Source organism: Dyadobacter pollutisoli, assembly GCF_026625565.1.
GTDB classification, from domain to species: Bacteria; Bacteroidota; Bacteroidia; order Cytophagales; family Spirosomataceae; genus Dyadobacter; species Dyadobacter pollutisoli.
The window spans coordinates 1799803-1826383 of sequence record NZ_CP112998.1 but is presented as its reverse complement, the minus strand read 5'-3'; the positions used below and the strand labels follow the sequence as shown (position 1 = coordinate 1826383).

At 46.6% G+C, this 26581-nt stretch carries 20 protein-coding genes; 9 read left to right on the top strand and 11 right to left on the bottom strand.

The window, feature by feature from the left end; translation table 11 throughout:
* Positions 1–5: 5 nt before the first annotated feature.
* Positions 6–422 carry a DUF2958 domain-containing protein gene (locus ON006_RS07580; protein ID WP_267609969.1) on the bottom strand — a complete coding sequence of 139 codons (417 nt, stop codon included), beginning with the start codon at positions 420–422 and terminating at the stop codon, positions 6–8.
* Positions 423–634: 212 nt separating this feature from the next.
* Between ON006_RS07580 and ON006_RS07575 the strand changes: the two genes are divergently transcribed.
* Positions 635–2629, top strand: a complete 1995-nt coding sequence (locus ON006_RS07575; protein ID WP_244819082.1) for a T9SS type A sorting domain-containing protein — start codon at positions 635–637, stop codon at positions 2627–2629.
* 390 nt (positions 2630–3019) lie between these two features.
* A complete protein-coding gene (locus tag ON006_RS07570; protein ID WP_244819083.1) occupies positions 3020–3946 on the top strand; it encodes a S1C family serine protease in 927 nt (308 codons plus the stop codon).
* 43 nt (positions 3947–3989) lie between these two features.
* Here the strand turns inward: ON006_RS07570 and ON006_RS32305 are convergent, their stop codons facing one another.
* The 3 genes from ON006_RS32305 to ON006_RS07560 all read right to left on the bottom strand — a co-directional run bounded on the left by ON006_RS32305 (position 3990) and on the right by ON006_RS07560 (position 6338).
* On the bottom strand, positions 3990–4418 hold the full coding sequence (locus ON006_RS32305) for a group II intron maturase-specific domain-containing protein (protein WP_374760189.1): 429 nt from the start codon (positions 4416–4418) through the stop codon (positions 3990–3992).
* Positions 4419–4530: 112 nt separating this feature from the next.
* Positions 4531–4839, bottom strand: coding sequence for a reverse transcriptase domain-containing protein (locus ON006_RS07565; RefSeq protein ID WP_244819084.1), 309 nt, complete (start codon positions 4837–4839; stop codon positions 4531–4533).
* 308 nt (positions 4840–5147) lie between these two features.
* Positions 5148–6338, bottom strand: a complete 1191-nt coding sequence (locus ON006_RS07560) for a pyridoxal phosphate-dependent aminotransferase (protein WP_244819085.1) — start codon at positions 6336–6338, stop codon at positions 5148–5150.
* A 381-nt stretch (positions 6339–6719) separates the two neighbouring features.
* On the opposite strand from ON006_RS07560, the gene ytxJ reads away from it, so the two are divergent.
* Together ytxJ and ON006_RS07550 are read left to right on the top strand one after the other, a co-directional pair.
* Complete coding sequence (ytxJ, locus tag ON006_RS07555) at positions 6720–7052, top strand: bacillithiol system redox-active protein YtxJ (RefSeq protein ID WP_244819086.1); 333 nt, start codon at positions 6720–6722, stop codon at positions 7050–7052.
* Between the two features lie 117 nt (positions 7053–7169).
* On the top strand, positions 7170–7316 hold the full coding sequence (locus ON006_RS07550) for a hypothetical protein (protein WP_244819087.1): 147 nt from the start codon (positions 7170–7172) through the stop codon (positions 7314–7316).
* Between the two features lie 54 nt (positions 7317–7370).
* On the opposite strand, the gene ON006_RS07545 is transcribed toward ON006_RS07550, so the two are convergent.
* Positions 7371–8981, bottom strand: coding sequence for an aminotransferase class V-fold PLP-dependent enzyme (locus ON006_RS07545; protein ID WP_244819088.1), 1611 nt, complete (start codon positions 8979–8981; stop codon positions 7371–7373).
* A gap of 225 nt (positions 8982–9206) precedes the next feature.
* The gene (locus tag ON006_RS07540) at positions 9207–13385 is read right to left on the bottom strand and encodes a hybrid sensor histidine kinase/response regulator (protein WP_244819089.1); all 4179 of its coding nucleotides are present in this window, start codon (positions 13383–13385) and stop codon (positions 9207–9209) included.
* 112 nt (positions 13386–13497) lie between these two features.
* On the opposite strand from ON006_RS07540, the gene ON006_RS07535 reads away from it, so the two are divergent.
* The 3 genes from ON006_RS07535 to ON006_RS07525 all read left to right on the top strand — a co-directional run bounded on the left by ON006_RS07535 (position 13498) and on the right by ON006_RS07525 (position 18253).
* A complete protein-coding gene (locus ON006_RS07535; protein WP_244819090.1) occupies positions 13498–15918 on the top strand; it encodes a TonB-dependent receptor in 2421 nt (806 codons plus the stop codon).
* 82 nt (positions 15919–16000) lie between these two features.
* A complete protein-coding gene (locus tag ON006_RS07530) occupies positions 16001–17359 on the top strand; it encodes a sensor histidine kinase (RefSeq protein WP_244819091.1) in 1359 nt (452 codons plus the stop codon).
* Between the two features lie 132 nt (positions 17360–17491).
* A complete protein-coding gene (locus ON006_RS07525; protein WP_244819092.1) occupies positions 17492–18253 on the top strand; it encodes a DeoR/GlpR family DNA-binding transcription regulator in 762 nt (253 codons plus the stop codon).
* 54 nt (positions 18254–18307) lie between these two features.
* Here the strand turns inward: ON006_RS07525 and ON006_RS07520 are convergent, their stop codons facing one another.
* From ON006_RS07520 to ON006_RS07505, 4 genes are all read right to left on the bottom strand, one after another.
* Complete coding sequence (locus ON006_RS07520; RefSeq protein WP_244819093.1) at positions 18308–19849, bottom strand: RagB/SusD family nutrient uptake outer membrane protein; 1542 nt, start codon at positions 19847–19849, stop codon at positions 18308–18310.
* A gap of 10 nt (positions 19850–19859) precedes the next feature.
* Positions 19860–21065, bottom strand: a complete 1206-nt coding sequence (locus tag ON006_RS07515; RefSeq protein ID WP_244819094.1) for a SusC/RagA family TonB-linked outer membrane protein — start codon at positions 21063–21065, stop codon at positions 19860–19862.
* Between the two features lie 41 nt (positions 21066–21106).
* The gene (locus ON006_RS07510; RefSeq protein WP_244819095.1) at positions 21107–23200 is read right to left on the bottom strand and encodes a SusC/RagA family TonB-linked outer membrane protein; all 2094 of its coding nucleotides are present in this window, start codon (positions 23198–23200) and stop codon (positions 21107–21109) included.
* Between the two features lie 155 nt (positions 23201–23355).
* Positions 23356–24360, bottom strand: coding sequence for a DUF6268 family outer membrane beta-barrel protein (locus ON006_RS07505; protein ID WP_244819096.1), 1005 nt, complete (start codon positions 24358–24360; stop codon positions 23356–23358).
* 254 nt (positions 24361–24614) lie between these two features.
* On the opposite strand from ON006_RS07505, the gene ON006_RS07500 reads away from it, so the two are divergent.
* Positions 24615–24839: a DUF4287 domain-containing protein gene (locus tag ON006_RS07500; protein ID WP_244819097.1), complete on the top strand. Its 225-nt coding sequence runs from the start codon at positions 24615–24617 to the stop codon at positions 24837–24839.
* A 20-nt stretch (positions 24840–24859) separates the two neighbouring features.
* A complete protein-coding gene (locus tag ON006_RS07495; RefSeq protein ID WP_244819098.1) occupies positions 24860–25648 on the top strand; it encodes a phytanoyl-CoA dioxygenase family protein in 789 nt (262 codons plus the stop codon).
* 4 nt (positions 25649–25652) lie between these two features.
* On the opposite strand, the gene ypfJ is transcribed toward ON006_RS07495, so the two are convergent.
* Entirely contained in the window at positions 25653–26501 is an 849-nt protein-coding gene (gene ypfJ, locus ON006_RS07490) for a KPN_02809 family neutral zinc metallopeptidase (RefSeq protein ID WP_244819099.1), read from the bottom strand.
* Positions 26502–26581 lie beyond the last annotated feature (80 nt).

Sequence of the window (26581 nt, the reverse complement as noted above, 5' to 3'; positions counted from 1 at the left end):
AGCAGTTACATTCCCGAAAGCAAAGCATCATCTTCCACAACGCGCTTGGCGGCTTTGGCGGCTTTCAGGTAGGTACTCATCGGATATTTACCTTCAAAATGATGGTCAGTTTCCACCATAGGCACTTTTAGGCGTGCATGTTTGATACTGGCGAGGTCTGTCAGTGACACGTAGCTCAGTTCAGGCTGGCCCTGACCCAGGTCGCAAAGACCGAATGCGATGTTGTTGACGGGGTCAAGCTCGGATAACAGCCAAATTGCCTTACCATATTTAGAATACAACTTTACAACTGGTACGTGATCCTTTCCCAGGTCATTTTGTACCTCCTGGGCATTGTGGATCATGATTTCAATCAGATTTTGCGGAATCATTTGTGACATATCGCAAAGGTAGCTGTAAATCCGTATCTGGTGAAGTGCCATTGACCTAAAAAACGAATAATAAATTCACCCCCCGGACACAAAATGTTAGCCGCTCATTTGTTATATTCATCTTGAAAGTCCGCGTTCCCCCAAAATTGTATTGCGTGCCCCACCCGTTGTAACAGGCTTAATGGCTTGCTATAACTGTTTGTGTGTCATTGAATTAAACATTACCCTAAAAATATACTATCAACGTTAAAAAAAGCACTGTTATGAACAAAAATCTATTACCAATTCTCACTATCGTTCTTCTATTCACGCATCGAACAATTTTAGGCCAAATTGTGGTGACCTATCCGACAGAGCGTGCAGTATTCCAACGTAGCGCATCAAACGAAGCAAACGTATATATAGGAGGGTTTATCACTGAGCCGTACAATTCCATAGAAGCCCGATTTATCCCGAGAGTGTCAGGTGAAGGCGAAGCTGCTCCGATCGGCGGGGGCTGGACGGTCATCAACACGCCGGTCGGCGGGCAGTTCCTTGGTTCTATAACCGTAAAAGGTGGCTGGTACCGACTTGAAGTCAGGGGACTTCGAAACGGAACAGTGCTACAAACCACTTCCATTGAGCGAGTAGGCGTTGGGGAGGTTTTCGTAGTAGCAGGCCAATCCAATGCTACGGGAGGCGACGCGAATCCAAATGGTCCCGGAGCAGCCCATGACCAGGTCAACAGCGTCAATTTCCAAAATTTCAACCCGGCGACGTTGTCAATAACTCCCTACGCCGACATTCAGGTGCCTTGCCCCGTATTCGAACACCTCGATGCTAACGTAAAAACCGCTCCGTTTGGAAATTATGCTTGGTGCTGGGGTGCATTTGGAGACATGATTTATCAAAAACTAAAAGTACCAGTCATGATCTTTAATGCAGGCTGGTCCAGTTCCGGAATCGATAACTGGCAAAAATCTATTAACCCTGGCGCTTCGCCCATCAGCGCTTTCGGCTACCAATACCCCGCCGGGCTTCCCTTTGGTCACCTTAGAATTGCGTTGAATAATTACATTGCACAGCTAGGAGTAAGGGCGGTACTGTGGCATCAGGGCGAAACCGATAATTATCTGGAACAAGTTGCCGACAATACTTTTGAAAAGTATAAATCCGGTTTGTGGGAAGTAATCAGTGCGAGTCGGTCACTTTCCGGAAAAAGTAATCTGGCATGGCTTGTTTCAAGGGCTTCGCGGTTCACCGTGAATGGTTTGAGCCGCACCTCAGACAATGTGATCAATGCTCAGAATGAACTCATTAACAACGACGGCAGCTATCCGCACATTTACCCTGGACCTGAAACTGATCCATATTATAGCATTGAATATCGATCCGACCAGGTTCACTTTCGAGGTGATGGTGTGACGCCTTCGTCTGATGGCAATGTCTACTCGGGTCTCATTCACCTCGCGCAATTTTGGGCCGATAAAATTAACGATGGTTTTCTGAACCAATCGGTCCCTTATGGTGCCATTCCTCCACCACTCGTCACCGTCGCAAACGAAAATACTGCACTCGGAACTACCTTTTCGGGTCCTGCAATACCTGCCGGATCCATATACAATTGGCTAAAAATTGATGACTGCAATCAGATTGAACACGAAGACCGTGATTGGACGGTAGGTATCGGCTACTATAAACTCAAAATTGTAGACGCCAACAAGAACACTATCCTTTCACCAAAACTTTACGTTTCAGGTAAAACGCTGCCGGTTACATGGCAGTATTTCAATGCGCATTCCACTGAAAATGGGCGATCAATGCTTCAATGGGCTACTGCTTCGGAGTACAATGCCTCACATTTCGAAGTGGAAAGAAGCACTAATGCCGTCAACTACGCACCAGTGAAAACGGTACAGGCTGTGGGTGATTCCAAGGCGATAAATGAATACACCTATCTGGATGAATTTCTCGTGCCGGGGACTTACTACTACCGCTTGAAGGAAGTAGATCGCGACGGTAAATTCGACTATTCGCGCATTGTTAGCGTCAAACTTACGGCCGATGTAACTGCAAAGGCTTATCCAAATCCGGTTACGAATAAATTAACGCTTGAATCGGCTGGGGCGCTCAGACTCGTAGAAGTAATTAGCGCGGCAGGCAAAAAGCTTTATTCAACCAACACTGACCAGAAACTGTTTGAGTTAAATATGCAGCCCTACCCTAGTGGTTTGTATACTGTGACGGCTGGCGGAAAAACCTATAAAATTGTCAAGTAAACAAAATCCGGTGATTGCCCTACTGGCTAAATTATAGTCTGGTATGGCAATCACTTCCATTCGAAATTGCCACTATCCGAATGCCAGCGATCCCCGACTGAGCCCGGCCGTACCTACCCCTTGAATTTTCTGAAAGTTTTGGTAAAACGGCTGTCGCCAAACCGGGCTAACCAGCGAATTATTGTCTGATAAAGCATTAAAATTTCTTCAATAATTGAGCGACCGCCCTGCCCCGGTTTCGCTTCGAACGAGGGTTTTAACACAAGTGATGGACTTTTACATTCAAGCACTGCCCTTTTGACGCATCAATAAAAATTAACAGGACAGTTTGACACGCAACCCGCTTTGGACAACTTTTTGAAGCATGGTGGAAAAGATAAAATAGTAGCTATGGATACCTTTTCGACCATGATCATCGGGGCAGTTGACAAGATCAAAAATGCCGTCGTAAAAATTGATATATATAAGACCAATAATGGTAAGCTAAGACCGGCAGGCTCGGGCTCAGGGTTTATATTTTCCTCGGATGGATTTGTTTTCACCAATAGTCACGTGGTGGAAGGCGCCGAGAAAATAATGGTCAGCTTGCTGAATGAAAACGAAATTGAAGCCACATTGATAGGCAAAGACCCTGATACTGACCTTGCTATATTAAAAATTTACGCCCAGGGATATTCGGTTGCCAAGCTGGGCGATACAAGCGCGCTGCAAATCGGGCAGTTTGTGATCGCGATCGGCAATCCTTACGGCTATCAGCACACGGTTACCACGGGCGTGGTGAGTGCATTAGGAAGGACACTCCAGACGCAGTCGGGAAGGATGGTCGATAATGTCATTCAGTCCGATGCGGCATTGAATCCCGGAAATTCGGGCGGGCCTATGATCAATACCGATGGCGAGGTAATTGGCGTCAACACGGCGGTTATTCAAGGGGCGCAGGGGCTGAGCTTCTCTGTGGACATTAATACGGCCAAGGAAATCGCCCGTCAGATTATCCGCGATGGTAAAGTTTTCAAGGCATATCTGGGGCTACAATTGCAGGACGTACCTGTTAATGAAAAGATCCGACAACATTACAAGCTGCCAAATCACAGCGGGATTTTTGTGACGCATATTGAGCCCGATTCACCAGCATCAAGATCACAGTTATTGGAAGGCGACATCATCGTTTCATTCAACAGCAAAGCCGTTTCCAACTCCAACGAGCTTTTCAAAGCGCTGACGACCAAGGCTGTTCTCTCAGTAACCGACATTTCCGTCATCCGTCACACCGAACTGCTCAACTTCATTATTGTACCGGTGGAGAAGAAGGGCTAATGAATCGAGTAGGAAGCTAGCCATTAGTTGGCTAGCTGTCCTCTCACACCACCGGACGTACGGGTCTCGTATCACGGCGGTTCATTAAAGCTTCACGACGTAATGTGTAAGTTTCTAGCAAAGGTAGATAACCCTTTCGTTTTAGACGTGCTTTGGTGATGGTGGTAAGCAGAATTGGGCTATGCGCCGTACGCCAATACCCACGTCTAGTATTTCCCCATTCATAAGCCTTCTGTAGATTTAATCCCAGCTTCTTTAGGTTTGTGATACGGGTTTTAGCCTTCTTCCACTGTTTCCAAATACACATCCGAAGGCGGGATTGGAGCCATTCGTCTATCCGTATCAGTCGTTGCCTGGCGTTGGCCAGAGCAAAGTAGTTTATCCAACCCACCGTCACCTGTTTCAACCTGAGCAACCTCTCTTCCATACTCCATCCCTTACTCCGACCACTCAGTTGCTTTAGTTTGACCATCAGACGTTTGTAGGACTGATCACCAACTCGCACTCGTATCTCCCCTCCTAGTCCATGCCAGAAGCCAAAGCCCAGCAGGTTTCCTCGTAGCGGTCGACGTATTCCACTCTTTTCACGGTTTACTTTTTAGTTTGAGCCGAGATTCGAGGTAGTCCGTTATGACCGACAGGATACGTTCCGAGGCCCGTTGACTACCTGCAAAGATGCTGATGTCATCCGCATACCGAACAAATTTGTGCCCGCGCTTCTCCAGTTCATTCAGCATGACGTTTGACAAAATCGGACTAAGGTTCCCACCTTGTGGCGTTCCTTCCGATGTAGACCGAACTACACCATTTTCCATCACCCCGCATTCCGTCCATACTTCCGTCAAAAGGCCAGTGTCTTCCCCAGAAAAAAAAAGGCACTGGTTGGCTGCCATAGTCACCAACGCGCTAATCTTGGGTTGCTCCCACTTGTTTTAATGTTCAGTCCTTCCCCTAAAAAAAAAAGTACTACCACGTCTGCCGCCGGGCGGCCCTGTGACTTCTGCCGCTATATACTTCAGCACTCGCCGGCTTCCTTTAGATTCCACCTCACGATGGACACCCTTGCCATTAGCTAACACTTCTCGCTGTCAAGCGTGTAGTGGACTTTAACCACCAAGTTATCGCCCATGCCGGGCGCACAACAAAAATGGACAGGCTTTCAGCCTGTCCATTTTATGATTCAAATAAATTCTAGAACCTCCTAGCTAATTTCCTGCAAGGCGCTTACGAAGAGTTTCATTTCATCTTTTGTGCCGATACTTACGCGGCACCAGGGCTTTTCCTGAATATCCATCGCTTTGACAATAATGCCTTTATCAACCATCTTTTTCAGAAATTCCTTCCCCGGCATATTGATCGGGAAAATCACGAAATTGGTATAGGACGGTACATATTTATAACCCATTGTTTTGAGATTATCATATAAATAAGCCTTAGCCTCCGTGTTCAGTTTCCTTGTAGAATTTTGGAACTCAACATCATCCATGGCCGCGGAAGCCGCATACACAGACGTACACGCGATCCCCGAACCTCCCCCTCTTGCCTGCTTTTTGATCATATCCAGCGTCGCTGGCATGGCGGCAATGTAACCCACACGCAAACCTGCCATTCCCATGATCTTTGAAAAAGTCCTGGCAATGATTACGTTTTTATTGTCCTTCAAAAGTGAGACCATACTTTTATTGTCGGCACCTTCTACGAGCTCAATGTAAGCCTCATCGATAAAAATGGGCACTTTCTCGGATACCCGGCTGCAAAAATCCGTCAACGCCTTGGTCGACGTTACCGCGCCGACAGGGTTGTTCGGATTGCAGATGTATACCAGCTTCGTGTCTTTATCTATCGCTTTTTCCATGGCATCCAGGTCATGCGACCAGTCGGCATTGCACGGTACAGCTTTCCAGGTTGCACCGATAGATTCTGCAACACGGATCAGCGACATATAAGTGGGATCGGCAGAAACAATGTTCCCTCCGTCTTTAAACATCGCCAGCGCTGTTTTTTCAAGCAGGTCGCCTGAGCCGTTGCCCATCATAATGTACTCGCCTGTAACACCCTCTTTGATCGCAATCTTATCAGTCAACGACTTCAATTCGGTGCGTGCGTAGCGATTACCTTTTTCAATGGAATCCGAAATAGCTTTTCGGGCCATCGGTGGCGGACCGTACGGATTTTCGTTGGAACCGATGCGGGCAACCATTTTGGTCAGATCCGGCTCGGTCTCCAGAAAATGTCCCCGCACCATCGGGCTGTAAAAGATGCGATTGGATTTATCCAGTCTCAATGGTGTGCTGGCAAATGCTCCTTCTGCAATAAAAGGTGCGACAGCCAGTGCACCCAAAGATGCAAAACCCGATTTCAACAAGCTACGACGGTTGACTTTCTGTACCATAGAAATGATAATTTAGTGGTTGGAATAATTGGAGAATGCGGTTACAGGATTTGATCACAGCTTAGAATAGTGATTTTAAGCTGTACAAAAGTCGGGCAGTGCGGCTACCGGGAAAATTTTTACTTGCGGATTATTTCACAAACAATCATCTGATTATTTGCGACATTTAAATATAATCAATTGTAAAATAGGAGGAAAACAATATTTTTACTTAAAACAGCATAGTCTTCAAATTGATTGGAATATTAATATTTTTAAGGAAAATATTAATATTAGTAACCTTACCTATACTTTTTTTACGCGCTTGGGGAATGAATGAGGGCTTTTTTGTTGTTGTTCGGTAAGCCAGTACGAAAGATGGCGATTTTTTTGAACAACAATATGAATTGGATAACCATTAGTAGTGAAGAGGAAGTACAGAATATTTACAACTCCGGCGAGTACTCCATCATTTATAAACATAGCCCCAGGTGCATGACCAGCCTGATGGCATACCGTCAGCTCAAATCTGATGTAAATTCGGTCCCCAATGTGCAAGTGCCTGTTTACATTGTAGATGTCATTGCTAACCGCAAAGAATCCCAGTCTATCGCCAGCACTTTTCAGGTTGAGCACGAATCTCCCCAATTGCTGATCGTGAAAAACGGAGAATGCCTTTACGATTCTTCGCATGAAGACATTTCTCTTCACCAGACTCTGGAATACATTCGTTAAGCCAAACTGACCGTCATTTCAAGTCTTTCCAGGTTTTTCTAAAAAATATTTATGGATTATTTCCAAAATAAAGGAATTATTCCATAAATTTGATCCACACTTCAAATCAACGGAATCATGAAAGAGTTGCACTACATTATCGTCTCAGAAGAAATGGTATGGATTTGGTACTATGACGAATGGAAGGGCAAGCACCTGAAAGAATTGCTTGCCAAAGAGGCAAAGGAATTTATAGCAAAGCAACTTATTAACACTTCATCATAAATTAAATGCAAAAGAGCAGCTTAGCTGCTCTTTTTGTTTTGCTACCTCCCCAAACTAGGTCGCCAATGGCGGGCCGGAAGGGATGAAGATCTTCTCTCTCTTGTATTTGAACTTGTATTTTTTTGCGGTGAATTTTGCAGTCATATATTCTCCCATATAGATAGAACCAGTCATGACGTCATCTTTCACTGTCCCCGAAAACAGGAATGTGATCGCATCGCCCGGCTGTCGGTCGGTACTGCGCATTTTGAACTCATTTCCTTCCACCGTACCCAGCAATTCACGCACGCTGAATTCCCCTTTGTGAGAACCATGCAGCCAGTTGCCGTCCTGTTCAATCATGAGCGTATGGGTACTTTTGCTGGAGAAAAATTCGATAGTAGCTTCCCAGTGCCCTTTCAATGAAACAGCGGCAGCAGCCATCTCTGTTTTCGGCGGCGTACGTTTTTGCGATAAAACCTCCACCAAACGATCAGAAACTACCTTCTCATCGCCAGGCTGCATTTGGCCCGTCGTGATCGAAATGAACGTTTCGCCTGCGCGGCTTCCACCTCCCAGCGCAATACGCGGCTTGGTGCGGCCAAACAATTCTGCAACCTCTTCGCCTGTAATGTTCAACTTAGCAGGATCCCAGGAAACGCGCAGCTGAGGTGTTCTGTTTGATAATTCTTTGGGTTCCACCACCGTTGTTTTCACGGACTCAATTCCTGACACCCTTTTTGAAATGTTATCCAGCCAGGAAAGCCATCTTTTCCATTCGCCCGCGTGATCCCGTTTGGTCCAGGCTTCCACAGCGGCTACCATGCCCATTGTTTCCTCACGGCCCACTTTGTTATCGCGGCCGGGCCCGTGGTGAGGGGCGCTAGCCTGCCATGCCGACATCACCAGGTCTTTCCTGCCCAGTACAAGCCCGGCGCATTGCGGGCCGCATAATGCTTTTCCTCCACTATAAATCACCACGTCCGCACCCATTTTCAAATGGACATTCGGGATAGTCAGGTCCTCTGCGGCCGCATCGATCATTACGGGTACATTCTTCCTTTTTGCAATTTTCGAGATCGCTTCCAATGACATTGGCCCACTCATGGATTCATCCCCAGCCATCAGGTAAATCATCGCTGTGCGGGAACTGATTGCATTGGCAAGCTCCTCAATAGAGTCAACTGTGATGAGCGTCACACCCACATTACGCAGCGCGTGGTCGTATACATTACGCGAGTAGGCGGGAATGATCACTTCCGTTTTTTCGAATCCGGAAAGGTCGGGAATACGTATCAGTTTTTCAGGATTTCCTCCCGTCACGCAGGCTGCTGTTACGTGCTTCATACCCGCAGCGCAACCAGCCGACACCATCCCCCATTCTGCCCCTGTGAGCTCAGCAAGGCGCTTTCCAGCCCCAAATGCCAGCTCATCATACTGTACAAACACCTGAGCCGCAGCGTCCATTGCAGCCCTTACTTCCGGCCTTTCAATGGAGCCGCCAATGATGGTAAATGTGCCTCTGCAATTGATAATAGGTTCCACGCCAATGGCCTGGTAGATTTCCTTGCTAGCCGCAACATTGGCTTTGTCCAAAACCATTCCGGCGACTGGTTTTTTAGGCATTATCACACTTCCTGCAAGCGGAAGCAGCGATAAGTCTTTTATAACATCTCTGCGTTTCATTTAAGTTGATAAGGGTTAAAGGAATTTGATTGTTAAAAAATTTTGAAAATTGCGTCGTCATCAGCGAAGCAAAACGACTGATCAGTCCCTGGTACTTAACGAGCAGCCGTTTTTTAGGAAACAATTGAAGGTTTAAGTATAATATTTTGGATAAAACAATGATTGCCACGCTTTGTACTGCAATACTTAGCAATGACGGTTCGAGTTTAATACTAAAACCAGCGTTTACCAAATTCGGGCATTGTTGTGCGCAGCGTTGTGCGCAGGAGTTTTGAGCTTCGCCGACCATTTTTCAAGAAGCACCATCAACTCTTCCAGATTCACCGGTTTACTGATATAATCGTCCATCCCGGCTTCAAAACATTTATCCTTGTCCTGTTGAAGCGCATTAGCCGTGAGTGCGATGATATACGGGTTTACGGGATGATGCCTTTTGATCAGCCGCGTAGCTTCCAGGCCGTCCATGACAGGCATTTGCATATCCATTAAGACAACATCGTAGGTATTTTCAGTTACCCTGTCCAGCGCTTCCAGGCCGTTCATTACCATTTCTGCACGGTAACCCAGCTTGCTTAGCGTGTTCATAATCACGATCTGATTGACTTTGTTATCCTCTGCGACCAGAATAGACAATGGATAATTCACCGCGAAATCGGAATGCAGTTTCTTTTTAGGAACATCATGCTCAGTATTGGCAGTAAGCGCCCCATTCCGGTGCCTGCCAAGCTCCGAAACGACCATTTTCAGAAGAAGCTGTTGCTTAACGGGTTTGGTTAGAACGGTACGGACCGACCCAGAGTTATTATTGCTGATACTGGCCCCCGGGGCAGTCAAAAGTACCACGGGAATGTGAGGATAAGTCTCGTGAATGTAGTCCGCCAGTTGCATCCCGCTCATTTCTGGCATAACAAGGTCCGTCATCACCAGATTAATATCATTGGTCTGTGACAGGATCGCGCGCGCCTCTTTTCCACTGCTGGCCACTACGGTCTTAAACTGCCAAGCATCCAGCTGGTCTTTCAGCAGGTGAAGGCTGTTCTCGTAATCATCTACAATCAATATTTTCGATTGGTCTGGAACCGCGCCCGTAAAGTCAAGCTCGGAAGCCGGCACCTCCTCACTTTTGCCCACCATTACCGAAAAATGGAAATTACTTCCCTTACCCGGCTTACTTTCCACCCGCATTGCACCACCCATCAGCCGTACGAGTTTCTCACAAATTACCAACCCAAGCCCCGTTCCCCCATATTGTCGGGTCGTGGACGAATCCACTTGCGAGAAAGGCTTGAACAACCGATCCAGCTTATCGGGTGCAACTCCGATCCCGGTGTCAGATATATCAAACCCCAGGTTCAGGATGTTTTTATCATCACTGGACAAGTTTTTAACTTTAAGGAATATCTCTCCTTGCCGGGTAAATTTGACTGCATTGCCAATCAAATTCTTGAGTATCTGACCGAGCCGGAGCCTGTCACCCACGATAATGGCCGGAACAGCTGCGTCGATCTGATAAAGTAACTCCACGGGCGACTCGCCTACCCTTCCCGCAAAAAGGTCCATTACTTCTTCCACACAATGCCTGAGATTGAATTCTCCCTCTTCCAGTTCCATATTCCCCGACTCTATTTTGGAAAAGTCGAGAATGTCATTGATTACCCTCAGCAAGTCCTCGCCGGAAGATCGTATTGATTCGGTAAAATTCCTCTGCTCATCCGTCAGCTCAGTTTCCGACAGCAGCGACGCCAGCCCGATCACACCATTCATCGGCGTCCTGATCTCGTGGCTTACCGTTGCGAGAAACGAACTTTTGGCGCTATTGGCAAGTTCTGCTTTTTGTACCGCCTTTTTTTCTTCAAGAATCGAATGTTCCAGCTGTGTGGTACGTTCGTGGATCTGTTTTTCCAAATCCCTTTTCTGCTTCCTAATCGTGTAAGTTCTTACATTATAAAATGCCGCTGTAAGCCCGATCACCGCCAGCGCAGATGCCAGCTTGAACCACCAGGTAAGCCAAAAAGGCGGCCGGACGATCAGAGTCACAGCGACACCTTTTGTATTCCACAAACCATCATTATTGGATCCTTTTACAAGGAAAACATAGGTCGCGGGGTCAAGATTGGTATAAGTTGCAGTCCGTTTGTTTCCCGAATAATTCCAGTCCTTGTCGAAACCTTCGAGCTTGTAGGCATACTGGTTCTTTTCGGGGATATTGAAGTTCAATGCGGCAAACTCGAATGTTATAACCGACTGGGAATAGTCCAGCGTAATCGTTTTCGCTTCGCCGATCTGCTTGCGCACGGTCCGGTCCTCATTGGTGATAGATGCCTGTTTGTTAAATATCAAAAGATCGGTCAGATATACCGGCGGGACAAAGTCATTAAATTGAAGGCTATCTGGATAAAAAGTAATAAACCCGTTGATACCTCCGAAAAACAACTCCCCGTCGCTGGCCCGAAAACGCGAATTGTCCCTAAACTCATTGCCCGGCAACCCGTCGGAAATACCGAAATTGCGGAAAGCCTTGTTCTTGGGATTAAACCTTGAAATCCCTCTGTTGGTACTCAACCATAAATGGTTGTTCTTATCTTTTTGAATCGCAAAAACGACATTACTAGCCAGTCCATTCTTTTCTGTAAAAGATGTGAATTTTTGTGTGGACCTATTGAAATAACATATCCCTCCACCTACCGTTCCCAACCACAAATTACCATCTTCGCCTTCTATGATAGACTGTACATTGTCATTTGAGATACTGCTGGGGTCATTGGGATCACTTTGGTAGTGTTTAAAGCCAGTTCTGGCTGAATTCATCAGATTTAGCCCATTGAACGTGCCCACCCAGATATCTCCCTTTTTATCTTGAAAAACTGTCGTTACAATGTCGGCGCTAAGGCTGTTTTTATCCGAAGGTTGATGACGGAAACGTCGGAAAATTTTATTTTTTACATCGTAAAAATTCAGCCCGCCCTTCCAGGTCCCAATCCAAAGATTACCGTCCCTGTCAGTAAATAAATTGTTTACATCCGAGATAGATAAACTGTTTGAGTCATTTTCCTTCGGTAAGTGATGGATGCTCCTTCCTGTTTTTACGTTAAACAAATCAAAACCCCCATTGTGAAAACCCAGGGCGAGCATATCCTCATTCAACCATACAATCGAAATCACGTAGTCGTTGCTAATCGAACCCGGATCTTTATCGTTATGCCTGAAAAATGAAAAGGACTTGGTTTTCCTGTTGAAGAGATTGAGCCCGCCACCGTCGGTCCCAATCCAGATATTGTCCCCCTTGCTATCACCGCAAATCGACAAAACGGTATTGTTACTTAAACTATTTGGTGTATTTACCTTTTGTGTATAAGATTCAAATTTGGGCCCGAACTTAGGCAAGAAATTAACGCCACCAGCATAGGTCCCAATCCAGATATTTTGTGCATCGTCCTGATAAATACAATACACCGAATTGTTGCTAAGTGAACTGGCATCGTTTACATCATTGACGTAAGTGGTGAATCGCTGTGATCTGGGGCTAAACACTGAAATTCCTCCATTTTCGGTGCCTACCCAAAGGTCCCCGTTCTTTTGCTCCATAAAGGACAGTATGTCGTTATGCGCTACGCTGGATGGATCGCGAGGGTCATACAAGAAATTATGAAAGCTGTTTTCCGCAAAATTGAATCGGGAGAGTCCATTTCCGTGCGTCCCCACCCAAAGATTCCCATTACGATCAACGTGCAGTGCCTTTATCCAATCCGTGCCGATATCGTCCTTTCTACCCGGTAAGCCCTTATATTCAATAAGATTCCCTTTTGCAGCATCAAGCTGAAATAGTCCGCCCTCAGTACCGACCCATAAAATCCCTTTTTTGTCTTCGGCAATACTGGTAATGAAGTCATACCTGCCCTTACTCTCCCTATACTGCTGCTGATAAAGTTTAAAAGTAGATTCCTGCGGGTTAAACAGCAGCAGCCCACGATCAGTGCCAAGCCATAGCCTGTTTTTGCTATCGCTGAAGAGGGTATTGACGGACATTCTGACACCGCCGTAGCTATAATGGACAAACCGGTCCTTTTCACTGTCCAGACGGTCCAGCCCTCTTTCCGTCGCCACCCAGAGCGTCCCGTTTTTGTCTTCCAGAAGGTCCAGGACGAAGCTGTCGGTAATTGTATTTTCGTTCTCCGGATCGTGTTTGTAATGGGTGAATTTGTAGCCATCATACTTGTTCAGCCCGTCTTCACTGGCAAACCACATAAATCCTTTGCGGTCTTTCAGGATCGAGCTGACATGGCTTTGTGAAAGTCCCTGGTCTGTGGTCAAACGTCTGAATTTAGGGTTCTGCGGTTGGGCAAAACTTGCGGTAAGGCTTATCAGAAAAAAGCAGACTACAACTCCGCAAACAATTGGTCTCATGCGTTCCCTATTCGATCGGGTGTCTAATTCATGTTAAAAATATAAAATTTTCCATGGATGCAACATTAAAACTAATTCTCACTCTTTGCGCTATACGGACAATTAGCCATCTATGAAAAATACTTTACTCTCACTCCTCTTAACCACCTTATCCTGCTCCTGTTTCGCACAAAATTTCAATGTCAGCGGGCGGGTTAAAAGCCAGCAAAATGAACCTGTTCCCTTTGCTGCCGTTTCAGTGAATAACGCAAAAGACTCTTCCCTTATAAAAGCCGACGTCGCAGATGAAGGCGGGGTTTTCAAATTCACCGGCATCAATGCAGGAACCTACTTTATTAAGATCTCCGCAGTAGGCAACAAGGCTTTCCAGTCTCCCGTGTTCCATATAACCGGTAAAGACCTCGACTTCCCGGTTTTTACCCTGCTTGCAGATACTAAACAACTGAATGAGGTCAAAGTCACCGCCGCCAAGCCGCTCATCGAAGTAAAAAGCGACAGGCTGATATTCAACATCGAAGGCAGCATTAACTCCACAGGGTCGAATGCTCTTGATCTGCTGCAAAAATCTCCTGGCGTACAAGTGGATAAGGATGAGAATATTATGGTAAAAGGAAGAACCGGCGTTAGGATATACATTGATGGCCGGCCGTCGCCAATGAGCGGAAAAGACCTTGCGTCGACGCTCAAAAGCATGAATTCCGCCGACATTGAGGCTATTGAAATTATCACCAACCCTTCGGCCAAATACGACGCGGCCGGCGACCTGGGCATCATTAACATCCGTCTCAAAAAGAATGTCAAACTGGGTACTAATGGTAACCTGAGCCTCGGGGCGATGTTTGGGATAACACCCAAATACAATGCTTCCCTGAACCTGAACCACCGGGACAAAAAATTCAACATATTCGGTTCCTATGGCTACAACCACGGGGCCTGGCACAACACTACCTACGACGATCAGGTCCTCAACAATGTGGCTTACAACAAGATATGGCATGGAATATGGCGCGACACTACCCACAGTGCTAAAATAGGGGCAGACTATTTTATTAATTCCAAAAATACGATTGGATTCAGTGCCAATGGCCGCGTGAGCAATCATAATGGCGGTGGTGAAAGTGAAACGTTTATCAGTAAAAAATTCCAACCTACCGCCGACTCACTATTGCTTTCTTCCCAAACCTCCAACCCCGAGAAAAACAAAAACCTCAATATAAACCTGAACTACCGCTACGCCGACACCACCGGCCACGAGCTCAATATCGATGCCGATTACGGAATATTCACCTCGCGAGGCATCAGCTATCAGCCCAACAAATACTTTTTCAGGATCACCAGTGACGAGCCTATGGAAAGAAATTATGTGAGTAAAACGCCCGTGGAGATCATTATCAAATCATTCAAAACGGATTACGAACAACCCCTCAAAAAAGGAAAACTCGGCTACGGTTTCAAGCTTTCGGACGTAAAATCCGATAACACATTCGACTTTTTCAATGTGCTTGGCAACACCGAGGTCATTGATACCAACCGAAGTAACCGGTTCAAATACACCGAGCGGGTTTATGCCGCCTATATCAATTACAATGTCCCCCTTGGCAAAAAGTGGGATTTACAGGCTGGTTTGAGGGCTGAAAACACACAATCGATCGGTGATTTGACCAGCTTCAAGCACAACGATTTGGACAAAGTAGACACAACTTATCTCAATTTCTTCCCCAGTGCTGCATTGTCCTTCAAAGCCTCGAAAAACCACACCTGGAACATCAATTACAGCCGGCGGATCAACCGCCCGAGCTACCAGAACCTGAACCCGTTTGAGTACCGGATCGATGAGCTGGTTTACTCCAAAGGCAACCCGTTCCTACGGCCCGAATACGCCAACAGTTTTAAGCTGACACACGTTTACAAAGCCAAACTAACCACCTCGCTGGGCTACCGGCGAACCCGGTTTCCGGTGGTGGGGCTAAGGATTCCTTATGATACCAGCCGCACTTATTTTATTCCCCGAAATCTGGATTACTCGCAAAGTTTCAGCCTGGATGTCAGTGTTAACCTGCCTGTTACCAAATGGTGGGAGATCTATTTCAATGTGAGCGGTTACCACAACATCTGGAAAGCCGGACTCGAAAACGGCTTGACCATTAACAACCGCACCACGGCCCTTAACCTGAACGGACAGAACACATTCAAACTAAAAAACAACTGGACGCTGGAACTCACGGGCTGGTATAATTCTCCTTATCGCCGCATCGACTACAACCTCGCTATGGGTATGGTGGATGCCGGTGTGCAAAAGAAATTCTGGAAGGATAATGCTACCTTGAAACTCTCGTTCAGCGACGTTTTCCATACCGCAAAAGGCGGCTACCATTCAGAGTATGCGGGTATCAAAACCAACCTGCGGTTCAGATTTGAAGGACAGATGCTGAAACTTAATTTTAACTACAGATTTGGCAGTAAAGAAATCAAAGCTGCACGAAACCGCAGGTCTGGCACGGAAGACGAACTGAACAGGATCAAAGGAGGCTAATCCTGTCATAATTATATTAATTCTATCACTGGATAATCGTTAATACTGGGCTTATATTTGCAATAACGAAAATATATACGATTTGCCTTCCAAGCCTGAACTCTTAAAACTTTGGGTTAAACTATCGGGTGATCCTTCGGAATTTCCTTTGAATGCCCGGATCTTTCACTCGGTTTGTCTGATCTCGATTTTTGCGCTTTGTTATAATGTGCCTTTCAATTACCTGATCGGGCTACCGGATATTGCCCTTGCCAGCCTCGTCGTGCTGATCATTTGCGGTGGGCTATACTATGCTTCAAGAATAAAAAAGAAGATTTCGGAAAGCATACTAGTTATCAACATAGTTGGCCTCGCTCTTTTTATTGTCAATTATTTCCTCAATTCAGGGCAGCGCGGCCCTACCGACCTGTTCTTTCTGCTCTTCTTACTGCTCAGCATTGCAATAAGTCCTGTCGATCAATATAAAATCTGGATCCCGGTCAACATTGGAATCCTGCTGATCCTGAACCTGATCGAGTATTTTTATCCGCAAGCTGTTCCTTACACTTACGATAACCGTTTTAGTCAGTTCGTCGATCATATGTCTGCGTATGCGGTTGTAGCGGCCATTGCCTATTTTTGCACAGACTACATACGGCGCAGCTATGAAGCAGAACGGGTTTCGGTTGCCGAAAAATCAAAAGCAATTGAACAACAAAATGACCAGATCATTTTGCAAAATCAGGAACTGGAAAGGCTCAATGCTGAAAAGAGCAAGTTAATGTCCATCGTAGCCCATGACCTGCGGTCACCGCTGGCAAGCATTCAAAACTTCCTGGAACTGCTTACCCAGCACGAGCTGGAAGAAAAGCAAAAACTTGAAATCAAGAACGACCTGCTCAATTCCACCAAAAATACGATGGCCATGCTTTCCAAATTGCTGGACTGGTCCAAGTCGCAGCTGTACGGGGTAACCCCAAATCCCGAGTACCTGAACCTGAACAAAGCATTAGAGACAACATTGGAAATTGAAAAGAGCATTGCCGCGGGAAAAGGTATCACCTTGCACTACGACATCGATCCTGATATTACCATTTTTGCCGATAATGACATGATGCAGCTCGTCCTGCGCAACCTGATTGGCAATGCGATTAAATTCACCCGCGATAACGGGCACGTGACAATCGGTGCGGAAGTAGCGCTACCCAATTGCGTCATCAGCATTCAGGACGACGGTATCGGTATTTCCAAGGAAAGACAAGCCGACATTTTCTCGCTAAAAGCTGATTCCACTTATGGCACTAAAAATGAAAAGGGAGTCGGTCTGGGCCTTTTGCTTTGTATGGAATTCATCAAAGCGCAGGGTGGCGATATCTGGTTCGAAAGCCAGCCCGAAACCGGGACGTGCTTTTACATTTCGATACCCATGAAAGACACTACTACATTTGAGAAGAGGAAATAATTTGACTTTTAGCTTTTAGCCTTTGAAAAAATAGCAAACAGCTAAAAGCTTCCTTCCCTGTATTTTACCAGTTGAGAAAATTATCAGTTTTGATTTATTTTGAGTATTTTCGATCAAATTCAGTTGCTTTAAATGAACTTCCAAGAGCGAAAGAAAAAAATTCTGGCCGCAGTGATCGAAGCAGGTAGTTTGTCGGTGTTCGAATTATCCGATAAACTGTCGATGTCACCGGCCACGATCCGGCGCGATTTACACGACATTACCGAAGAGGGATTGCTGCTCAGAACGCACGGAGGTGCTATGAAAATAGAAAATCCTGTTCTCACAGGATTTTCAGACAAATCGGGCGTGAATAACCAGAATAAGGAGAAAATTGGAAAAGAGGCGGCAGAATTCGTGGGCGACGGCGATACGATTTTCCTGGATTGTGGAAGTACCGTATTTCAAATGTGTCGGTATCTCAAAAAAAAGAACAATATCCGGGTCATCACGAATTCATTGCCCGTTATGGCCGAGCTTATCGACATTCCGTCGATCAGCATTAACCTTATTGGGGGCGAATTGAACAAGTCCAGAAAAGCCGTGCATGGCGATAAAGCCGTTCAGCATATTGACAGCTACCATGCCCAAAAAGCATTCATCGGCGTGGATGGTATCTCTGCCGAAAACGGCCTTACCGCGCACAGTGAGCACGAATCCACCATTACCGCGGCATTCATCAGGAATGCGGCGCAAACTTTTTTACTATGCGATTCCTCGAAAATTGGTAGGGATAGTTATATCAAATTCGGCAGCCTCGCCGAAATCAGCAGCCTGGTCACCGACAAGGAACTGAGTACTGACCTGCAAGACCAGCTCGTACAAAAAGGATTGAATGTGATCCTGGCTGATTAGCATTGATAAGCAAAAAGCCCCGAAAATGATCGGGGCTTTTTTGCAAAATCAGGATTAGTACCCCTCGTTCTGGTACATCTTTTCAGGGTTCAGTTTGTATTCGTCAAATGGAATCGGGTAGTAGCGGTCTTTTTTTCCAAAATTGACGAGTTTGGCGATCCCGAAATCAGCCTGGTTCTTACTTTTGAAATATGCGATCAGCTCATCATTGGAGAATGAGCGAAGCAAATCAAACCAGCGATGATTTTCAAAAGCCAGCTCGACGCGGCGCTCATGGAGAATAGCCAGTTTCAGATTGGGATACTTCGCGCTGTAAGCTGGGGTAGCCTTTGCAACCTCGTATTTAGTCATCCCGGCACGCTCGCGGACCTGGTTCAGGAAACCGATAGCCGCAGCTTCGTCTCCCAAATAGTTGTTGACCTCGGCCAGCATCAGAATCACGTCAGCATAACGAAGCAAAATCCAGTCATTTCCGCCATATCCATTAGTGGTAGCCGCTGAGCTTGCATCACGGTATTTGGTAATAAAATAATCCTTCACGATTGGATCATTGGCATATTTGATCGAAAAATCTTTCCGCACATCGCCTTCTTCATAGTCCAGTACAAGGTCGGGCGTTACATTACCTCCCGAGCCGCTCGACGCGAACAGCGAATTGACCGTTTCTCCTTTTGCCTGGTTATTTCTGGCGATAGAAGATGAGAAATTAATGTCTCCCTGACGATTCACGATCTGAAAAATAATTTCAGCATTGGTCGATTTTTTAGAAACATCAAACACATCCGCGTAAGGTATTTCTTTCAACAGTCCGAACGAACGCAGGTTATATGAAGCAGTCAAATAAGTTTTAGCTTCATTCAGATTAGCTGTCCGATTGGCGGCGTCCAGCGTGGTTGCCATCGTCAGAAAAACTTGCCCGAGCAGCGCATTACCTGCGTTTTTGGTAACCTTCCCTTTGGTATTGGCCGTTTGTGTATCAGGTAATGGCGAGGCAACCACGTCTTTCAAGTCAGCCACGATCTGCTGGTACACCGTTTCTTTCTTTTCGCGAAAAGTAGAGGCTGCCACCTCGTCGGTAGTAAGCAATTCCTTGGTTACCAGCGGCACATCGCCCCATTTGCGTACCAAATGAAAGTAGGTCAATGCACGGATGAACTTGGCTTCGGCTTTGTACTGGTCCTTCGCTTTCTCATCGGCAAAAGTTACTTTTTCAATGCCTGCCAAAACCTGGTTGCAGCGTGTGATTGTTTGAAACAACGCCAGCCAGTGGGATTTCAGATAAGTATTGCTAGGCAGCAGCGAAAAGTCATTGAACTGAAACGGCTCTCCGGCATTGGATTGGTTATCATTACGGCCGGTATTGTCCGAACGTTCTTCGCTGAACAAACCGCTGTTCTCACCGATGCCATTACCGTCTCTCAGCGAGTTGTAAATGCCATTCACCGCCAGTAAAACATCATTTTCATTACGGTAGTAAGTGGGTGCCGACACTGCATTAGGATTTTCCTGGTCAATAAAATCCGCAGAACAGGAGCTGAGAAAAACCAGCCCGGACGCGACAATAATCTGACTTAATGTATTTTTATAATTAATCATTTTCTTCTGCTTAAAAAGTGATACGGGCTCCTATGTTGTAGGCGCGTGCCAGCGGGTATTTTCCATAATCCACGCCCGGCGTCAGGTTTGCCCCGTTATTGTAATCTACTTCCGGGTTGTAGCCCAGGTATTTGGTCAATGTAAAAGCATTGTCAACTCCCACATACAGACGAAGATTGGTAACTGCATTGTTTGTCAAACTTGCTATCTGAGGCATGGTGTAACCCAATGTCAGGTTGGTACATCTCAAAAACGACCCGTTTTGCAGATAAAAAGTAGAGAGACGCGTACTGTTGCTCTGCGTTCCACCGCGGGAAGCGCGATACACCTTGCCATTACCCGGCTGCGATTCTGATCGGTAGCGGTCCAAAACTTTGGTATACTGGTTACCAGAGCCTTCCATGTTGTACAAATAGTAATCCTGGCCGTCGAGGACCTTGTTGCCATAGCTTCCGTTGAAGGAAGAGCTAAAATCGAAGTTTTTGTAGCTGGCTGTGACCGCAAAACCATAGGTAAATTTAGCATGCGGGCTGCCAATTACCTTTTTGTCTGCGTCATTGACAACGCCATCACCATTGGTATCCTCGAAATACAGGTCACCAGGTCGCAACGGATTAGTAGAAGCCGTCGAGCGTGCTGGGCCCTTAATGCTGTAACCCTGTGGAAACGACTGCGTCGATGCATTGTAAACTGCATTATCAGCCGCCAGGTTTTCCATATCCGACTCGCGCACCATTCCTTTTACTTTGAAACCATAAAACATACCGATCGGCTGCCCTTCCTGGGTAATGTGGGTCAGGTACGAACGCTCGGCTCCGTTGGTGATAATGGTGCTCGCACCACCCATATCCAGTACTTTATTGCGGTTTACCGAAATATTCCCGCTTACATTCAGATCAAAATCCCTGGTTGAAATAACACGGGCATCTACCTGTAAGTCAATTCCTTTGTTCTGTACTTTGGAATTTCTCAGGTTGGTAAGAATCGTCGAAGACCCCGAAATCGCCGATAAAGGCTGATTGAAAAGCAGGTTATATGACCGGCTGATGTAATAATTGGCCATTACCGACAGGCGATCATTGAGCAAGCCCAGATCCACCCCGAAGTTATATTGCGATGTCGATTCCCAGCCCAGGTTCAAATCCTTGATGCCAGTCGCCCACATGGCCGTATTGACGTTGCCGTTTCCAAAGACAACGCCGCCAGGTGCGGCCATTGTTTGCAGGAAGTTATAGTTCCCAATGTTATTGTTACCGCTCAGTCCCAGCTCGCACGGAGTTTCAAAGTCGAAGACTTGCCTAACAATTCCTCGTAAAATGACTCATTGGAAACATTCCAGCCCGCCGACACCGAAGGGAAATTACCCCAGCGATTGTTCGGCCCGAAACGCGAAGAACCATCAGTCCTGAATGTAGCAGTCAGATAATATTTGCTGTCATAGCTATACACGGCTCTTGCCAGGTAGGAAAGCAATGTCCAGTTCACTTTGCCAGTAGGATCATTTCCAGTCATATTGAGCGCAAAGTTTGCCGCGTCGGCACCCTTACCAGTAATTTCCTCGATGCGGTCATTCTGAAAACCTCTGGAAGTCACCGAAATCAGGTCACGGTTATTTTCCTGTGCCGTATAACCGATCAGGGCGTCCAGATTATGCTTGCCAAATTCCTTTTTATAGTTCAATGTAAATTCAGCCAGCTTGTCAACCTGCGAAATGGTCTGGGCCAATGCATTAGCCGCCGCTATCGCCTGAGGTGAGCCCGGAGGATTGGCGCCGCTGCTCAGGCTGGTTGGCGAGTAGTACTCATATTTTTCATTGAAAGTCTGCATACCCAAATTCACTTTAAAATTCAGGTTCGGAATGATCTCGTATGTCGCAAAACCATTGTAGGTCCCGCGCATTCCTTTACGGTTAATGTGCGTTTCCGTCGCCAGCGCCACCGGGTTTTCGATTGACTGATACCCGTATCCCGAGCTCAGCGCCGCAGCTTCATTCTTGGCAAGGCTGCCGTCTTCATTATATGCTTTAAAAATCGGCATGTAAATCAGCGCTCCCAGGATAGGCCCCTGGTTAAAACGTCCCTCCTGTACCTCACGGTTATCATTGGACGTAAACGAGATGTTCGCTCCTACTTTCAGCTTTTTATTGACATCTGCATCAATGTTCGCCCGGAAATTCGTACGCTTTTGGTTTGTACTCAGGATGATCCCCTGCTGGTTAAGCTGCCCGCCGCTGATCGCATAGCGCACGCCGCTTTTACCGCCTGTGAATGAAATATTATGACGGCTTACCAATGCATTCCGGTACAATTCGTCTTGCCAATCGGTGTCATATTTAGGTTTGATCATCGTCTGCGAAGCAAAATCGTACAGGTCTTTCGGTATGCTCACCGATCCCGCATTCCCCACATTTTTGATACGGGTAGCATTGTCGTCGGAGTACATCGCGTCATTCCATGCTTTGCCACTGTTCACCATCAGGTCGCGGTAGCTTCCATTACGACCGTCGATCATGAGCTGCGCAAATTCCGAAGAATTCAGCACGTCTACTTTCTTGCTCAACTGATGCACGCCAAACTGGTATTCATATTCCAGTTTCCCTTTTCCTTCCTTACCCCTTTTGGTAGTGATCAAAACCACCCCGCCAGCAGCACGTGATCCATAAATGGCAGCAGAAGCCGCATCTTTCAAAATATCAATGGATTCAATGTCGTTGGGGTTGATAAACACATCATTACCAGCCGGATAGCCATCGATCACATACAACGGATCCGAGCTCGCATTCACAGAACCTACGCCCCGCACACGGATCTTCGTACCTACATAAGGCGCGCCGCTCACCTGCGAGATCTGCACGCCAGCTACTTTACCTACGAGCGCCTGGCCCACTGTTGGCGTGCTCAGGTTCAGTTCCTTTGCCTTCACACTCGAAATAGCGCCAGTCAAATCGCTCTTGCGCATGGTCTGGTAACCCACGGCTACCACTTCATTCAACATTAAGGCATCCTGTTTGAGGACAATGTTCAATGGTGCAGTACCTGATACGGTTACTTCCTGCGCTATAAATCCTACAAAAGAGAAAACAATCGTTGCCCCGCTACCTGATTCTAAAGAGAAATTTCCGGCGGCATCCGTTACCGTTCCTTTATTACTGCCCTTTTCCAAAACAGTCACACCCAGCAACGGCTCCCCGCCTTCATCCGTCACCCGTCCTGTCACAGCCTGGGCCAGTCGCGACCTCTCGCTCACCAGCTTACCTTTTCCGTTACCGCCGGCCATTACCTGGCTACCTGGCCCGAAAACCAGGATGCCTGCAAGCGCCATCGGAACAATGGGTAATATCAGTTTCTTCATAATAACTTTATAAAATTTAACAAAAACAAGAAAACACAAACCAAAACGACCGCATTCTGATATGAATAATATCAAAAATGCGGTCGCAAAGGTATTTTTCCAGTGTTATGCCAAAGGAAAGTGCCTGTTATGAAAATGTAAAATTTTAAAGAAAGCTATTTCTTCCGATTGAACCGGGGAGGCTGAACATACAGCTCTATGGTCGCTGCAAGCCCGGATGTTCTGACTGGCATCGCACCCTCAATTAATTTGCTGGATATGTTTTTCCGATACCCACCAAACATTTCAAATCCTGCATAATGTCCCAGTTTGCGATTATAGGAAATGCCCATATCAATGTCGACTCTCCGGCAAACCTCAGGTGAGGCGTCGGCCAGTTTGTTGATATAGTAGGTACGGGTGACGGACTCAGCCTTTACGTAGAGAATGTCGGAAGCAGAAAGGTTATGCCGCCAAGCCACCTTTTTAGGAAGCATGATTTCAACACCTTCGTTTTCAGAGAAATTATAATTGAATATTAAAACCGGCAGTACAGTCAGTTTAAAACTTTTGTTGACGATCAATCCCGCCCCTATCTCCTTATTGGCAGACTTCTTTTTCAAAAAAGAGGCCGATACGGTGTAGTTTAATGGAATTTGAGAAGAAGACAGCACTGCAAAATTCCCGCTTTTGTTGATGTGTGAGGTCAGGATCAAAAAGGACGTCGTATCCAGCCTTACGATTGAATTCAGGTCGAGACCGAATGTGCGCAGGTTCCAGCCTTGCATGGAACTTACCGGATTTTCGCCCACACTCTTTAATTCAAGCTGTTCGGTACGATAATTGGGTCCCAGCAGAATCGTAACCTTGTCTTTATGAAGCAATGGTACCCAGGCCCTTACGAACATTTCCTCATTAGTATATGTCTTCGTCCCCGCGCCGGGAAACCGGTACACTTTACCGGGCGCATGCGTGGTACGCAGAGTCAGCCATTTGGACGGAGCCATGCCAGTGAGCCCCGGTTTCAGGGATTGACATACCGCTGTCATGCTTAAAAGTGATAAGAACACAACAAATGCCTCAGGCCTGCGAAACTGCATAAACTTGTAAAGGATGGGTTGATAATTCTTTAACCGCAATAAATTGTTCGTAATGAGTCGGTAACGCATTCTTATTTCCATAAAGTTCCCGATTAAATTCAGCCGGGCCGGTTATATTTTACGAGGTGGTTTTTTATCAGAGATTTAAACGAATTGTGGCTCAAAAACTTGCCTACAAAGTAGACTAACTTGAAATAATATCATCATCAGGTAGTTAATTGAAAAAACAACCGTTTTGCAAATGCGACACGCTAGCCTATATACGCTAAAAAAGTCGAGTAAAGTCAGTATTTTAATAACTTTAATCGAGACATTAATCAGCTAAATATCCAATCATGTCATTTCAATCCTATCTCAAAAACATTCAAGCAAAGACCGGCAAAGGTCCGGCGGATTTCAGAGCAATGGCCGAAGAAAAGGGTTTCACCCAAGATGGTTCATTGAAGGCCAAAGCCGGAGACATCGTGAAATGGCTACAAACCGACTTTGACCTGGGCCACGGACACGCCATGGCAATATTTGCGCTACTGAAAGGCGTCAAGGACGAGAATAGTGATTAGGCACCCATCATTTTCTTGCTATGCTACAACCATTGAGCCAATCACAAATCGAGCAGTTTATCAGCAAAGGCTACACCAAACTGGAAAATGCTTTTCCCGAAGAACTAGCCCGACAAGGTCGCGAAATACTCTGGAAAGACACCGGCTGTGATCCCAATGACCCCACTGGCTGGACCAGGCCAGTAATCAGGCTTGGAGAATATGCACAGCAACCATTCGCAGCAGCGGTCAATAGGCCGCTGCTTCACCAGGCTTTTGACCAGCTTGTTGGCGCAGGGAAATGGGTACCGCGTCATAGCCTGGGCACTTTTCCAGTACGTTTTCCTTCACATGACGATCCCGGGGATACCGGCTGGCATGTGGACGCAAGTTTTCCCGGCCACGATCCATACGACTACCTTCAATGGCGGGTTAATGTAAAGTCAAAAGGCCGTGCGCTGCTGATGCTTTTCCTTTTTTCGGACATAGGCGAGTGCAATGCACCAACCCGCATACGAGTAGGCTCGCACCTGGATGTGGCGCGGGCTTTGTTACCCGCGGGAGATGCCGGGCTGTCATTTATGGAACTCGCGGGGCACCTCGATATAACCGTGCACAGACCAGAAGTGAATGCTACCGGTAAAGCCGGAACGGTCTACCTCTGCCATCCATTCCTCGCGCACGCAGCCCAGCCGAATCACGGAAAAAGCCCGCGTTTTATGGCCCAGCCACCACTTTTGCTTAAAACTGAATTTGACTTAAATGAAAAAACCGGAGACTACCCTCCGGTTGAAAAAGCGATTATGGAAGCCATTAAAGGTCAATCATAGTCTGCTACTGTATATCCTCATATTTTCCCTGGCTCAGATCGCCGGTTTCGAAACCTTTTTTAAACCAGTACATCCGTTGTTTGGAGCTTCCGTGCGTAAATGCATCAGGGACAATGTAGCCTTGCGATTCTTTTTGCAGCTTATCGTCACCAATCGCATTGGCAGCCGTCAATGCAGCATCCAGGTCGCCCGGTTCCAGAATGTTGCTCATTTGCTGGGCGTGATTTGCCCATACTCCGGCCAGAAAATCCGCCTGCAATTCCAGTTTTACAGAAAGCTTGTTGTACTCGGCCTCACTGATCCGGCCGCGCTGTTGCTGCAACTGCTCCGAAATACCCATCAAATTTTGAACATGGTGCCCTACCTCATGCGCCACTACATAGGCCACCGCAAAATCGCCCGGCGCCTTAAACCTGTCGCGCAACTCATCGCAAAATGAAAGGTCAATGTACACTTTCTGGTCAGCAGGGCAGTAAAATGGTCCCATGGCCGAAGAGGCTCCACCGCAACCGCTTTGCGTCGAATTTTCAAAAATCTGCAATTTCGGCCTTTGATAAGCCGCATCGTTCTGCGTATAAATAGCCGACCACACATCTTCGGTACTACCCAATACTGCCGACACAAAATCAGCCGTTTTATCATCGGGCCGGGGTCCCGGAGGACGGCTTTGTACCTCTTCTGTTGTTTGTGCACCTTGCAAATTCGCGAGAATCTCGCCCGGGTCCTGGCCAGTCAGCAATCCGATGGCCAATACGATTATCACACCGATACCTCCGATTGCCACTTTGCCCCCACCGGACATTCCCCGACGGTCTTCTACATTGCCGCTTCTTCGTAAATCCTGCCAGCGCATATATATGTATAATTTAGGTTAAACACTTGTTATCGGACACATGCTAATAGTATGCCACAAGTTCCACGGCTTAAATTAAA

Coding starts and splice junctions, on each gene's coding strand:
- ON006_RS07580 (WP_267609969.1), bottom strand. CDS start 422: ATGGCACTTCACCAGATACGGATTTACAGCTACCTTTGCGATATGTCA.
- ON006_RS07575 (WP_244819082.1), top strand. CDS start 635: ATGAACAAAAATCTATTACCAATTCTCACTATCGTTCTTCTATTCACG.
- ON006_RS07570 (WP_244819083.1), top strand. CDS start 3,020: ATGGATACCTTTTCGACCATGATCATCGGGGCAGTTGACAAGATCAAA.
- ON006_RS32305 (WP_374760189.1), bottom strand. CDS start 4,418: ATGGTCAAACTAAAGCAACTGAGTGGTCGGAGTAAGGGATGGAGTATG.
- ON006_RS07565 (WP_244819084.1), bottom strand. CDS start 4,839: ATGGCAGCCAACCAGTGCCTTTTTTTTTCTGGGGAAGACACTGGCCTT.
- ON006_RS07560 (WP_244819085.1), bottom strand. CDS start 6,338: ATGGTACAGAAAGTCAACCGTCGTAGCTTGTTGAAATCGGGTTTTGCA.
- ytxJ (WP_244819086.1), top strand. CDS start 6,720: ATGAATTGGATAACCATTAGTAGTGAAGAGGAAGTACAGAATATTTAC.
- ON006_RS07550 (WP_244819087.1), top strand. CDS start 7,170: ATGAAAGAGTTGCACTACATTATCGTCTCAGAAGAAATGGTATGGATT.
- ON006_RS07545 (WP_244819088.1), bottom strand. CDS start 8,981: ATGAAACGCAGAGATGTTATAAAAGACTTATCGCTGCTTCCGCTTGCA.
- ON006_RS07540 (WP_244819089.1), bottom strand. CDS start 13,385: ATGAGACCAATTGTTTGCGGAGTTGTAGTCTGCTTTTTTCTGATAAGC.
- ON006_RS07535 (WP_244819090.1), top strand. CDS start 13,498: ATGAAAAATACTTTACTCTCACTCCTCTTAACCACCTTATCCTGCTCC.
- ON006_RS07525 (WP_244819092.1), top strand. CDS start 17,492: ATGAACTTCCAAGAGCGAAAGAAAAAAATTCTGGCCGCAGTGATCGAA.
- ON006_RS07520 (WP_244819093.1), bottom strand. CDS start 19,849: ATGATTAATTATAAAAATACATTAAGTCAGATTATTGTCGCGTCCGGG.
- ON006_RS07515 (WP_244819094.1), bottom strand. CDS start 21,065: ATGGCCGCACCTGGCGGCGTTGTCTTTGGAAACGGCAACGTCAATACG.
- ON006_RS07510 (WP_244819095.1), bottom strand. CDS start 23,200: ATGAAGAAACTGATATTACCCATTGTTCCGATGGCGCTTGCAGGCATC.
- ON006_RS07505 (WP_244819096.1), bottom strand. CDS start 24,360: ATGGAAATAAGAATGCGTTACCGACTCATTACGAACAATTTATTGCGG.
- ON006_RS07500 (WP_244819097.1), top strand. CDS start 24,615: ATGTCATTTCAATCCTATCTCAAAAACATTCAAGCAAAGACCGGCAAA.
- ON006_RS07495 (WP_244819098.1), top strand. CDS start 24,860: ATGCTACAACCATTGAGCCAATCACAAATCGAGCAGTTTATCAGCAAA.
- ypfJ (WP_244819099.1), bottom strand. CDS start 26,501: ATGCGCTGGCAGGATTTACGAAGAAGCGGCAATGTAGAAGACCGTCGG.